Raw genomic sequence first — 13,175 nt, 5'->3', positions numbered from 1 at the left:
GGCGGCGCTACCGTGGTCCAATATTGCGCCGCCCTTTATATCAATGTCATTTTGGCACTAAATCGGCCAGTATTTTCGAACTCGACATCGGCCGTCATGGAGGTTGTCAAACCGTCCTCGGTTTCCTCCGGCATATGGCACGTCCATTTTCCAAGAAGGTCAGATTGATCCAGAGCCGCGGCGCCATTGGGTAGCACAGCGAGGCAGGCGAGTAGAATGATTTTCTTCATAGCGTTCTTCAGGTTAATAAACTTCTGAGATTAAAACTATATTTCCTGCCGGCGTGGGCAAGTGCTTATCGCCAAAAAGGAGAAGTTAGGTGGTCGTACCGAAAGCGCGAGAGGGCGCCGGACTGTGTCGGCACAGCGCCCCAAAGCTATCGGCGTATGCCTCACTCCATCGCCTCAAGCTCATCAATGAAGCCTTCGATCATCGACAGCCCTTTGGCCCAGAAATTGGGGTCCGAGGCGTCCAGTCCAAACGGGGCCAGAAGCTCTTTGTGGTGCTTCGAGCCGCCGGCTTTCAGCATCTCGAAATACTTCTCTTGGAAGTCCGCGTCGCCTTCTTCGTAGACGGCATAGAGCGCGTTCACCAAGCCGTCGCCGAACGCATAGGCGTAGACATAGAAGGGCGAGTGGACGAAGTGGGGGATGTAGGACCAGAAGGTTTCGTATCCGGGCATGAAATCAAAGGCTTCGCCAAGGCTTTCGGCCTGCACGGACATCCAGATGGCGTTGATGTCATCGGGTGTCAGCTCGCCTTCGGCGCGGGCAGCGTGGAGTTTGCATTCGAAGTCGTAGAAGGCGATTTGGCGCACGACCGTGTTGATCATGTCCTCGACCTTACCCGCCAGCAGGACTTTCTTTTCTTCCTGCGTTTTGGCTTCCGACAGCAGTTTGCGGAAGGTCAGCATCTCGCCAAACACCGACGCGGTTTCGGCCAGTGTCAGCGGGGTGGATGACAGCATCTCGCCCTGATCGGCGGCCAGCACTTGGTGCACGCCGTGGCCCAACTCGTGCGCCAGCGTCATCACGTCGCGCGGTTTGCCCAGATAGTTCAGCATCACGTAGGGGTGCGCGTCGGTGACGGTGGGGTGTGCGAAGGCGCCGGGGGCCTTGCCGGGCTTCACACCTGCGTCGATCCAGCCATCGGTGAAGAAGGGCTTAGCGATCTCGGCCATGCGCGGGTCGAAGGCTGCATAGGCGTCCATCACGGTCTTCTCGGCCTCGGGCCAACTGACCAGCGTGTCGTCTTCCATCGGAAGCGGCGCGTTACGGTCCCAGACCTGCATGCGGTCCAGACCCAACCATTTGCGCTTCAGCTCGTAATAGCGGTGGGACAGGCGCGGGTAGGCGTCGACAACCGCGTTGCGCAGCGCCTCGACAACTTCGGGTTCCACGTGGTTCGACAGGTGGCGGCCAGTCTGCGGGGTGGGCATGTTGCGCCACTGATCCTCGATGGCCTTTTCCTTGGCGAGCGTGTTGTGCACGCGCGAGAAAATCTTGATGTTTTCGCCCAGTACGCGGGCGATCTCTTCCGAGGCGGCTTGGCGTGTGGCACGGTCCTGTTCGGTCAGAAGGTTGGCGGTGGCTTCCAGCCCACGCTCTTCGCCGTTTACAGTAAACATCAGCCCGGCGACGGTTTCATCAAACAGTGTATTCCACGCAGACGCCCCGACCGAGGACTTGTCATGCAGGAACTGTTCCAGCTCGTCCGACAGCTGATAGGGGCGCATGGCGCGCAGGCGGTCGAAGACGGGTTTGTAGCGGGCCAGGTCGGCGTTGTCGGCGAACCAGCCGTTCAGAACGGTGTCATCAATCCGGTTCACTTCGAGCGAAAAGAAGACCAAGGGAGCGGTGAAGACGGTGATCTGTTCTTGGCAGTTTTGGAAGAACTGCGCGCGGTCCGCGTCGGTGGTTTCCTGATAATAGCGCAGGCCCGCGAAGGACATGATGCGGCCGCCGATCATCTCGATCTTTTCATAGGCCAGCACGCAGTCGAGCATACCCGCAGCATCCAGCCCTGCCAGTTTCCCCTGATAGGTCTGGGCGAAGTCCGCACAGGCGTTCTCCAGCCAGCCCAGATCACGCTCAAGCTCGGGCGCGTCTTGGCTCGGGTACAGATCCGACAGATCCCATTCCGGCAGATCCCCAAACGGGTTGTCGCCCGTACCAGCAGTTGCATCGCGCAGAATTTGAGGGGGTAGGGTGGAAAACATGGGACCTCCGAAAATGTGGTTTCCCAAGACATAGGCGGTGGGGGACGGGGTTGCAATCGGGCGCGCGCAGGTTCTGATCACGAGGCGCGGCGCCTTCGTCTAGGGGGCGGGAAATGGCCGATTTCCCCCCCTGGGGGGTTTTGACCCGGCCCGGTGGTCCCTTTATAGGAAAGGCAACCATCCTTAGGAGCGTGCGGCGTGATCAGATTCGTCCTTGGTATATTCGGTGCGATGTTTACTGGCATCACCCTTGCGATCTTCATGGCCGCTTTGGTCGTGGGGGGCGTTTTCTGGATGTATTCCAGAGACTTGCCCAGCCACGAACAGCTGGCGAACTATACGCCGGCAACGATCAGCCGGGTCTATTCAGGTGAAGGTCAGCTGATGGACGAGTTCGCACAGGAGCGTCGCCTGTTTACGCCCGCGGACGAAATTCCCGACCTTGTGAAGCACGCCTTTATCTCGGCCGAGGATAAAAACTTCTACAATCACGCAGGGTTTGACCCCCGCGGGATCGCGGCTGCGGCGCTTGAAGCGGCGCGCGGTGGGGCGCTGCGTGGTGCGTCGACCATTCCGCAGCAGGTTGTGAAGAACTTCCTACTGTCCTCGGAACGATCCGCCGAACGGAAGATCAAGGAGTTGATCCTGTCGGTGCGTCTGGAAAACACCCTGTCGAAGGATGACATTCTGGCGCTGTATCTGAACGAGATCTTCTTGGGCCAGAACTCTTACGGTGTGACCGCCGCCGCCCAGACCTATTTCAACAAGACGCTCGACCAGTTGGAACCGCACGAGGCTGCCTATTTGGCAACGCTGCCGAAAAAGCCTGCAAAACTGCACCCGGTCCGCAACAAAGAGGCCGCGTTGGGGCGACGCAACTATGTGCTGCGCGAGATGTATCAGAACGGCTATCTGGATCAGGCGATCTATGAGGCCGAGAAAGAGCTGCCCCTGCGCTCGGTCCAGAATGGCGATTTCGAGGGCTTCCGCACCGCATTGCCGGATCGTGACTATTTCACCGATGAAATTCGCCGCCAGTTGAGCCGCGATTTCGGCGAAGAAGAGTTCTTTGCCGGTGGTCTCACCATTCGCGCGACCGAGAACCCGAAGCTGCAAGATGTGGCCGCAGCCAGCCTGCGCCAAGGGCTCGAAGAATATGACCGGGGCCGGGGTGTCTGGCGCCCCACCGGCGTAACTTTGCCCGAAGGCGCGCTGTCGGATGAGGCAGGCTGGCGTCAGGCGCTGGCCGACACCAAATTCCCGCGCGACATCGAAGGCTGGTATCCTGCCGTCGTGCTTGAGGTCGGCAATAATGACGCGCGCATCGGTATTGAAGGTGTCGAAGAGGATGATGACGGACACTGGATCCCGGCCAAGGACGTCACATGGGCACGCCGCTTGGGCGAGGATGGCAGCCTTGGGCGTAAGGCCCGTGTGGCGGGCGATCTTCTGAAGGTCGGCGAGGTCGTGCATGTGCGCCGCATGGTGAAAGACGCCGATGGCAGCTTTGTCCGCTGGACCCTGCGCCAGATCCCGGAAGTGCAGGGCGGCTTCATGGCGATGGACGTCAACACCGGGCGTGTAATCGCGATGCAGGGTGGCTTCAGCTATCAGCATTCGGTCTATAACCGCGCGACACAGGCGCAGCGCCAGCCAGGATCGAGCTTTAAGCCCTTCGTCTACGCGGCAGCGTTGGACAGCGGTTTTTCCCCGGCCACCATCGTGATCGACGCGCCGATCGAGGTGGAAAGCGGCGGCAAGATCTGGCGCCCCAAGAACGCCTCGAACGAGTTTTACGGCCCGACGCCGTTGCGTACCGGGATCGAGCAATCGCGGAACCTGATGACTGTGCGTCTTGCGCAGGAAATCGGGATGGACACGGTGGCCGGCTATGCCGAGCGTTTCGGCGTCTATGACCAGATGAACCCGTTCCTCGCCAACTCGCTTGGCTCTGAGGAAACAACGCTTTTCAAGATGGTGGCGGCCTACGCCATGTTTGCCAATGGCGGTGAACGCGTGGAGCCTACACTGGTCGACCGCGTGCAGGACCGCTGGGGGCGGACGATCTATCGCCACGACCGCCGCGACTGTGTGGATTGTGACGATCCGGTGCTGGCCGCCGGGGCCGAGCCGTGGATCAAAAGCAACCGAGAACGCGTGATGGACGCGATCACGGCGTATCAGTTGACCTCGATGATGCGCGGTGTTGTGCAGCGCGGGACGGCCAGCCGGACTGTAAACCTGCCAGTCCCTACCGCTGGCAAGACGGGCACGACCAATGATGCGCGCGATGTGTGGTTTGTGGGCTTTACCTCGAACATCGTGGCGGGCTGCTACATCGGCTATGACCGCCCGCGCAGTATGCCTGGGGCGTCAGGCGGTGGCATGTGTGGCCCCGTGTTCAACCGCTTTATGTCCGAGGCGGTGAAAGAGCTGGGCGGCGGTGATTTCGCAGTGCCCGAAGGTGGGCATTTCATCAAGATCGACCGCTTCTCGGGTGCGCGTCTTCCAGATGATGCCACCGGCGAATATGTGGTGGCCGAGTATTTCCGCGATGGCGAAGAGCCGCTGTTTGGCGTGATGTTCGATGGTGGCTTTGCCATGGGATCGAACCTGCCGCTGTTTGATCGTGACGGGGCGGGGGGCGAACAAGTTCGAACCTCGACCGGGAAAACGGTGGTGGTGCCGGACAAGGCGGATTTCGGAACACTGTCCTCGGGTGGTCTCTACTGATCAGCGGGTTCGCAGTCATAGGTTGAACGGTTTTGCCGCGGTCCTGCCGGACCCCTCTGAAAACTTATGCACAGAATCGCATTTTGCCCATTGTCTTTCTATGGGGTGAACACTTATGTTCTGAGGACGGTGGTGCGTTTTGAAAAGCACCCCGCACAAGAGTTTCGCTGTCATGGCGACGGATGCCGGCCCAAAGATGCCGCAGACCACATCATGACAGGCTAAGAGCGCTTCGGGACGCAGCCGCATGACGGACTGGCCGCCGAAGCCGGAAATTGATGACCCGGCAGCAGGTTCGTAAAAACTTGCCCCGATGTCTGAAAATACGCCCGACTTTGCAAAGCGAAGGGGGCACGTGAATGGGTTTCGCACGAACCGCCGGTTTGGCCGGACAGGATAGGCGAGACCGGAGAAGAAACGCGATGATGCGTGCGAGGATCGAGCAAGGACAGGCAGGGGGGCGTACGCCCCTTCAGGTGTTGTCCCATCCCCCGCATCTGCTCGCCCTGACAAGTCACCCCTTTCCCCAAGCGCGTCCCCCGGGACGAGCGCGGCGATCCGGGTGCAGAAAGACAACATGGCAAAGAAGATGCTTATCGACGCCACCCACGCCGAGGAAACTCGGGTTGTGGTGGTCGACGGAAACAAGGTCGAGGAATTTGACTTTGAATCCGAAAACAAACGCCAGCTCGCTGGCAACATTTATCTGGCAAAAGTAACACGGGTCGAACCGTCGCTTCAGGCGGCATTTGTCGACTACGGCGGAAATCGCCACGGGTTCTTGGCGTTCTCGGAAATCCACCCGGATTATTATCAGATCCCGGTCGCCGACCGTGAAGCACTGCTGGAAGAAGAGCGTGCCTACGCAGAAGCAATGGCCGCCGAAGACGACAAGCCCAAGACACGTCGCCGCCGTCGTTCGCGTTCGCGCTCGAAGGCGGAAGAGACCAAGTCGGATGATGCGGTCGCCACCAAAGAGATCGATCAGTCCGCCAGCGGGATGGATGTGATTGATCTGGACGATGGCGGATCGGATACCGATGAAGGTCATTCGCCGATGGATCTGGTTGCGGAAACCCCGGTGGAAGAGCCAGTGGATGACGCAGCTGTAGAAGCTGCCTCGGATGCGGCAGAAGCACCTGTCGCTGACGCCGAGGCGACCTCGGAAGAGGCCGCACCAGAAGTTGAAGCCGCTGAAGAAGCGGTAGCCGAGACCGCCGACGCAGAAGAGGCACCTGCTGCCGATGCCGACGAAGCGATAGCTGACGATGCAGGTGATGACAGCGACGACGAAGACGACGAAGACGAGCCGCTGGAAGCGTCCGAGAAGGACGACCAGATCGAGCGCGTGGCTGACGACGACTCGACCGAAGAAATCCGTCCGCGCCGCAAGCCGCGCCCGAAGCGTTACAAGATCCAAGAAGTGATCAAGGTTCGCCAGATCCTTCTGGTTCAGGTCGTGAAAGAAGAGCGTGGCAACAAGGGCGCTGCCCTGACCACTTATCTGTCGCTGGCCGGTCGCTATTGCGTGCTTATGCCCAACACCGCACGCGGTGGCGGGATCAGCCGCAAGATCACCAACGCCTCGGACCGTAAGAAGCTGAAAGAAATCGCTGCCGAGATCGACGTGCCGAAGGGTGCGGGCCTGATCGTTCGGACCGCGGGCGCCAAGCGCACCAAGACCGAGATTAAGCGCGACTATGAATACCTGCAGCGCCTGTGGGAGCAGATCCGCGAACTGACGCTGGAATCGATCGCGCCCGCCAAGATCTACGAAGAAGGCAACCTGATCAAACGCACGATCCGCGATCTGTACTCGCGCGAGATTGACGAGGTGTTTGTAGAAGGCGAGGCCGGCTATCGCGTGGCCAAGGACTTCATGAAAATGATCATGCCGTCCCACGCCAAGAACGTGAAGCATTACCAAGACCCGATGCCGCTTTTCGCGCGCTATCAGGTGGAAAGCTATCTGTCGGGTATGTTCAACCCGACCGTTCAGCTGAAATCCGGTGGCTATATCGTGATCGGCGTGACCGAGGCACTGGTCGCCATCGACGTGAACTCGGGCCGGGCCACCAAGGAAGGCTCGATCGAGGAAACCGCGCTGAAGACCAACCTTGAGGCCGCGGAAGAAGTGGCGCGTCAGCTGCGTCTGCGCGACCTTGCGGGCCTTATCGTGATCGACTTCATCGACATGGACGAGCGTCGCAACAACACCGCCGTTGAAAAGCGGATGAAAGACAAGCTGAAGACCGACCGCGCGCGCATTCAGGTGGGCCGCATCTCGGGCTTTGGTCTGATGGAGATGAGCCGTCAGCGTCTGCGTCCTGGCATGATCGAGGCAACGACCCAGCCCTGTAACCATTGCCACGGTACGGGTCTGATCCGCTCGGATGACAACCTTGCCCTGAACATCCTGCGTCAGCTGGAAGAGGAGGGTGTGCGCCGTCGCTCGCGCGAGGTTCTGGTGAAGGCGCCTGTCGGCATCGTGAACTTCCTGATGAACAACAAGCGCGAGCATATTGCGCAGATCGAGGCGCGTTACGGCATGTCGGTGCGGATCGAAGCTGATCCGTTCCTGATCTCGCCGGATTACACGATTGAGAAGTTCAAGACCGCCACGCGCGTGGTGCCGGATGCGGCGCCTGTCGTGTCTGTCGATGCGTCCATCATGGCCGATATCGATGACGTTGAAGAGGCCGAGGTGATTTCGGAAGAGACCCCGGAAGCCGAAGGCGAGGACAAGCCCAAGAAGCGCCGTCGTCGCCGTCGTCGTCGTCGCGGTCGCGGTGGGGATGACCAGCAAGAGAACGGTCAGACCGAGAACGGCGAGGCCGAGAAGGCCGCGTCGGAAGGTGACACAGACGCCGAAGCTGCTTCGGACGCGGAAGAGGCGCCCAACGAGGCCGCTGAAGAGGCGACCGAAGAAAAGCCCAAGCGCAAGCGCGCCACTCGGTCGCGTAAGAAGAAGGCCGACGAAGTTGCAGCGGATGCTGAAGGCACTGATGCCGTTGCGACCGAGGCTGTAGACGCTGAAGCGCCTGCCGAGGAAGAAAAGCCCAAGAAGCCCGCGCGCAAGCGTCGGACCTCGAAGGCGAAAGCCGAGGAAGAGGCGAAAGCGGCCGAGGCGGACACTTCCGAGGCGGCTGAAGAGGCCAAACCGGAAGCTTCGGAAGAGGTCGCGGAAGAAAAGCCCAAGCGCAAGCGGGCGAGCCGTGCGAAGAAGCCGAAGGCAGAGGAAGCTCCAGTAGAAGCAGAGGCCGAAGCCAAGGCGGAAGACGCCCCTGCCGAGGAAGAGAAGCCCAAGAAGACCACGCGCAAACGTACGACGCGCAAGAAGGCTGAACCGGTTGCAGAAGAAGCTGCACCTGCGCCTGCCGAGGTAGCTCCTGCAGAATCTGCACCAGCGCCGGTCGAGGTGGCCGTTGCCGAAGCACCCGCTGTCGCAGCCGAACCCGCGCCGGAACCCACTCCTGTGGCCGAGGTGGCCTCGGACGAGCCACCGAAGCCCAAGCGCAAAGGCTGGTGGTCGCTGAACCGCTAATTGGACGCACAAAATGAAAAAGCCGGGCATCGCGCCCGGCTTTTTTCGTTTAGCCGTGTTTGATGAAGTAGTAGGTCACGCCGTCCGGGCCGGACGTCTCATCCTGCCCCACAAGCTCGTGCCCTTGTTCCGCGCAGAAATGCGGAACATCAATCACGGCGGCAGGATCCGTCGCTTGAAGCCGCAGGATCTGGCCCGGTGCAAGTGATTTCAACCGCTTGCGGGCTTTCAGAACAGGCAGGGGGCACAAAAGCCCGATGGCATCCAGATCGTCATCATAGGTCATGATTTTCCATAACCGCTGCGCAAATCGCTGTCCATCTGCCACGGGATCGCAATTTGTCGCGCAGATGTGACAAAGCGGCAGGTGACGCCGCCCGAAACCCGCGCTATGTGAAGCTTATGTTTGGAATTGAACTGATCGACGCAAGCCTAGTGCCTGCCCTGACCATCGCGTTTATCGCGGGCATCCTGAGCTTCCTCAGTCCCTGCGTGCTGCCCATCGTGCCGCCCTATCTGGCCTATATGTCCGGGGTCAGCATGTCCGAGATGAACGACCGCGGTGCGGGCCGGGGGAAGGTCTTGCTGGCCGCGCTCTTCTTCGTGCTGGGCTTGTCGACGGTGTTTCTGTTCCTAGGCTTTGCGGCCTCCGCCTTCGGGGCGATGTTCCTTGCCAACCAGACGCTGTTTGCGGGCATCGCAGGCGTGGTCGTCATGGTCTTCGGCGCGCATTTCCTTGGCGTGATCTCGATCCCGTTTCTGAACCGCGAGGCGCGACTGGACGCGGGTGACCAAGGCGGCAGCGCTTTTGGGGCCTATCTGCTGGGTCTGGCCTTTGCGTTTGGGTGGACGCCCTGTATTGGGCCTCAGCTTGGTGCCATTCTGGCACTGGCCGCCAGCGAAGGCTCGGTTGCACGGGGTACGTTCCTGCTGGCCGTTTATGCGATTGGCCTTGGCATCCCGTTCTTGCTGTTTGCCGCTTTTTTCGCGCGCCTTGGCGGTCTTATGGCCTTTATGAAGCGCCATATGGAGCGGATCGAGCGGATCATGGGCCTGCTTCTGTGGACCATCGGGCTGTTGATGCTGACGGGCGGTTTCTCGCGCTTCTCGTACTGGCTGCTCGAGATGTTTCCGGCCATGGCAACGCTGGGCTAACTTCGACCGTGAATTCTGCATCCCGGGGGTTATGTCCTTAACCATTCCGGTTTAACCTGCCAGAAATTACAGGCCGGGCAGATGAGTAACCACGCCGACACATCGAAAAACGTGCGCCGTCGCCGGGTGTTTTACATTCCGGGCTACGATCCTATTCATCCACGCCGCTATCGCGAGCTCTATCGCACAGAAGGGGCCGCGCAGGCCGACATCTCGGGGTATGAGATTGATCTGATTGGGCGGCAAGGCGCCGCCACCTATGGCTGGCAGGTGCTGGGCCGGATCGACGGTCACGAGGTCGAGGCCGAGTTCGATGTGCTGGTCTGGTCCGACATCGTGCGCGACAGCATGCAGCTGAACATCGCGCAGACCTACCTGATGATGGCCCGCACCGCGTGGACCTATATCAGCACAGGGGCGCTTCGGCGGTTGATGTGGCTGCGCAAGGGGCCGGTGATCGCGGCGCTCTATCCGGTGGTGGCGTTGATCTTGCAACTGGTCTTGGCGCTGATCGTCGGCGGGATCCTTGGCGGGCTGGTCGAGTGGATCGTCAGCGGGCTGTCGCCGCTTCTGGGGTCTATTCTGGGCTGGATGGTGATGCTGGCGATTGCCGCGGCCTTGCTGATCTGGTTTCGCAAGATCGACAACAAGCTGTTCATTTACTACCTGATGCACGACTACAGCTATTCGGCCTCGACCAAGGGCGCTAACCCGCCCGAGCTTGAGGCGCGGATGGCCCAGTTTGGAGATCAGATTGCCGAGGCTCTGGCCACCGATGTGGACGAGGTGCTGGTGATCGGCCATAGCTCAGGCGCGCATCTGGGCGTGTCGATCCTGTCGGATCTTCTGGCGCAGGGCAGGGTGCCCAAAACCGGCCCGCAGCTGAATTTTCTGACGCTTGGCCAAGTGGTCCCGATGGTCAGCTTCCTGCCCAAGGCCGGGCGTCTCAGGCGTGACCTGCACCTGCTGAGCCAACAGGATCAGATCGCATGGGTCGACGTGACCGCGCCGGGGGATGGCTGTGCCTTTGCGCTATGTGACCCAGTGTCGGTGTCGGGCGTCGCGCCAGAGCGGGGCAAGCGCTGGCCTTTGGTGTTCTCGGCCGCCTTTACGCAATCGCTATCGCCCGAACGCTGGGCCGCGCTGCGCTGGCGGTTCTTCCGGCTGCATTTCCAGTATCTCTGCGCCTTCGACCGCCCGAGGGACTATGACTATTTCCAGATCACCGCCGGGCCGAAAACACTGCGGGATCGCTATCGCGACCGCCGCCCGTCGAAAAGTCGCATTGACGTTCCGGCCTCGAAATACAGATCGATGGTGCCATGACGGATCCGTTGCCCCCGAAGCCGCCCTCACGCCCCGGTCAGGTGTCGCTGTGGCGCTATGCGAAGCTCTTTCGCAAGGACATCCTGTCGGCCCAGCCGGCGCGGCTGTATCGCGCGTGGATGGCCGAGTTTCGGACCCCGTTTTTCCGCAGCTATATGTGCAACGATCCCGAGCTGGTCGATCTGGTACTGAAGGGCCGTCCGGACGACTTCCCGAAATCCGACCGAATCCGCGAGGGGCTGGCGCCGCTTCTGGGGAACTCGGTTTTTGTGACCAACGGTGAGGTCTGGAAACGCCAGCGGCGCATCATTGACCCAGCCTTTGAAGGTGGCCGCCTGCGCGAGGTTTTCCCGGCCATGTGGGACGCCGCCAACGCAGCTGTTGCGCGGTTTGAAGCACATTCCAATGGCCAACCGGTCGAGATCGAAAGCCACACCAGCCACGCCGCTGCCGACGTGATCTTCCGCACGCTCTTTTCGATCCCGATCGAGCATGAGGTCGCCAGCCGTGTCTTTGCCGAGTTCAAGGATCACCAGCGCACCCAGCCCGTGTTGAACCTTGGTGCATTTTTGCCGCTGCCGAAGTGGTTCCCGCGCTTCCACAAACGCGACACCAAGCGCACGGCGAAACTCATTCGCGGATTGATCCAGCAGCTGACGCAAGATCGAATGCAGGCCATTCAGTCGGGAACTGCGCCGGATGATCTGGCCACCAAGATTATGACCACGCCGGACCCGGAAACGGGCGCGTGTTTCGACACGGACGAGATGGTCGATCAGGTCGCGATTTTCTTTCTGGCCGGGCACGAAACCAGCGCTTCGGCCTTGGCGTGGGCGCTGTACCTTCTGGCGCTCTACCCCGATTGGCAGGAGCGGGTGGCCCAAGAGGCGCAGGAACAGATAGATCCCGAGAAGGCCTATTTCTCGGTCATGTCAAAGCTTCGTCTGTCGCGGGATGTGTTTCGCGAGACCATGCGCCTCTATCCCCCGGTGCCCATGATGGTACGCGAAACGACCTGTCCCGAGCAGTTCCGCGCCCGCAAGGTCCCTGTGGGTAGTCAAATTGTCCTCAGCCCATGGCATTTGCACCGCCATGAGCGCCTGTGGGACCAGCCTGACGCGTTCGACCCCGAACGGTTCCAGACGCCGAACGGGAAAGAATGCCTGCGCGACGCCTATATCCCGTTTTCGGCCGGGCAGCGGGTCTGTCCGGGCTCGGGATTTGCGATGATCGAAGGGCCGTTGATCCTGTCCATGCTAATGCGATCCTATCGGTTTGAGCTGGTCGAAAACCGGCCCGCGATGCCCGTGGCGCACCTGACCGTACGGGGCAAAGACGGGATCTGGCTGTCGATCTCGCCTCGTGACGAGAGGCAATAGGCGCTTTATTTCAGCGGGTTATTGCGCATCCTGCATGTTGGGTGACCGACGCAGTGCTTTTCCCCGTTTCCCAAAACGTCAACCCGGACAATATGTTTTCCAACAGGGGAAACACATTGGGGAATGTGATGAAGTCCACGGCTGCCAAATCGTCGACACAGAAAGGATTCACTTATCGCATGGTGCTTCCGGCCTGGCGACTGTTTGGCGTGCGTGTCGATAAAGTCGAACGCGAGGAAAAAGTGTCCCGCGAAGAGATCGAGGGCATCTTCAATGATGTGCTGCGCGCTGATCAGGATCGTGACGGTTTGACCCCCGAAAAACTGCGCGAGAAATGCAGAACCGAACGGATCCGCGCGGCCTTGTGGGATTAGCCCGACGGGGCTTAGCCCTTGGACTGACGCTGGATGTATTCAAGCACATAGACGCGGATGGCGGATGCAAGCCCCCGATCCACGCCCCGGGCGTTGTCGATCTCGGCAGCCAGTGCGTTCAAGGGCAGGCCGCGCGCTTTTGCGATGTCCTGAAAGGCTTTCCAGAACTCGGGTTCTAACGACACGGAGGTGCGGTGGCCGTGGAGGGTGAGCGAATGTTTTTGAGGGCGATGGGTCAAAGCGGGGTTCCCCTGAATATGAACCAGTTCTTACGGTCAACTGTTCGGGTGCAGGATGCTGCTTCGGCCCATTTTGGTAGAGATGGCCAACTCCAACTCCCAACATATCCGTGTGTTCGGTGTGTGAGAGCGACCGTAAGGATGAAAACCGAAACGACTATCGGCGGCAAGCTCGCAGCGGCGACTACAGCAATACTAGCTCTTGTT

At 60.3% G+C, this 13,175-nt stretch carries 10 protein-coding genes; 7 read left to right on the top strand and 3 right to left on the bottom strand.

Annotated features, from left to right (window positions below; translation table 11 throughout):
- A partial coding sequence (locus tag EOL43_RS15425; RefSeq protein WP_205669559.1) for a hypothetical protein occupies positions 1-194 on the top strand: 194 nt, incomplete at its 5' end.
- Between the two features lie 197 nt (positions 195-391).
- Here EOL43_RS15425 and EOL43_RS14215 read toward each other — a convergent pair.
- Positions 392-2,218: a M3 family oligoendopeptidase gene (locus EOL43_RS14215; protein WP_133489579.1), complete on the bottom strand. Its 1,827-nt coding sequence runs from the start codon at positions 2,216-2,218 to the stop codon at positions 392-394.
- A gap of 198 nt (positions 2,219-2,416) precedes the next feature.
- Between EOL43_RS14215 and EOL43_RS14210 the strand changes: the two genes are divergently transcribed.
- Positions 2,417-4,951 (top strand): penicillin-binding protein 1A, encoded by a 2,535-nt coding sequence (locus EOL43_RS14210; RefSeq protein ID WP_133489578.1) that lies wholly within the window; start codon positions 2,417-2,419, stop codon positions 4,949-4,951.
- A gap of 577 nt (positions 4,952-5,528) precedes the next feature.
- On the top strand, positions 5,529-8,495 hold the full coding sequence (locus EOL43_RS14205) for an Rne/Rng family ribonuclease (protein ID WP_133489577.1): 2,967 nt from the start codon (positions 5,529-5,531) through the stop codon (positions 8,493-8,495).
- A gap of 49 nt (positions 8,496-8,544) precedes the next feature.
- Here the strand turns inward: EOL43_RS14205 and EOL43_RS14200 are convergent, their stop codons facing one another.
- Positions 8,545-8,781, bottom strand: coding sequence for a sulfurtransferase TusA family protein (locus EOL43_RS14200; RefSeq protein WP_133489576.1), 237 nt, complete (start codon positions 8,779-8,781; stop codon positions 8,545-8,547).
- 116 nt (positions 8,782-8,897) lie between these two features.
- Between EOL43_RS14200 and EOL43_RS14195 the strand changes: the two genes are divergently transcribed.
- From EOL43_RS14195 to EOL43_RS14180, 4 genes are all read left to right on the top strand, one after another.
- The gene (locus EOL43_RS14195) at positions 8,898-9,650 is read left to right on the top strand and encodes a cytochrome c biogenesis CcdA family protein (RefSeq protein WP_133489575.1); all 753 of its coding nucleotides are present in this window, start codon (positions 8,898-8,900) and stop codon (positions 9,648-9,650) included.
- Positions 9,651-9,731: 81 nt separating this feature from the next.
- The gene (locus tag EOL43_RS14190) at positions 9,732-10,976 is read left to right on the top strand and encodes a hypothetical protein (protein WP_133489574.1); all 1,245 of its coding nucleotides are present in this window, start codon (positions 9,732-9,734) and stop codon (positions 10,974-10,976) included.
- A complete protein-coding gene (locus EOL43_RS14185; RefSeq protein ID WP_133489573.1) occupies positions 10,973-12,355 on the top strand; it encodes a cytochrome P450 in 1,383 nt (460 codons plus the stop codon). Before EOL43_RS14190 ends, EOL43_RS14185 begins: the two co-directional genes overlap by 4 nt.
- A gap of 179 nt (positions 12,356-12,534) precedes the next feature.
- Positions 12,535-12,729: a hypothetical protein gene (locus EOL43_RS14180; RefSeq protein WP_133489572.1), complete on the top strand. Its 195-nt coding sequence runs from the start codon at positions 12,535-12,537 to the stop codon at positions 12,727-12,729.
- An 11-nt stretch (positions 12,730-12,740) separates the two neighbouring features.
- Here EOL43_RS14180 and EOL43_RS14175 read toward each other — a convergent pair whose 3' ends face one another.
- Positions 12,741-12,968 (bottom strand): ribbon-helix-helix domain-containing protein, encoded by a 228-nt coding sequence (locus EOL43_RS14175; RefSeq protein ID WP_133489571.1) that lies wholly within the window; start codon positions 12,966-12,968, stop codon positions 12,741-12,743.
- Positions 12,969-13,175 lie beyond the last annotated feature (207 nt).

The sequence above is a fragment of the Aliiroseovarius marinus genome, assembly GCF_004360145.1.
In the GTDB taxonomy this organism is placed as follows: Bacteria; Pseudomonadota; Alphaproteobacteria; order Rhodobacterales; family Rhodobacteraceae; genus Aliiroseovarius; species Aliiroseovarius marinus.
Note: the sequence above shows the minus strand (reverse complement) of the source record. Positions and strands in the feature narration are given on the sequence as shown.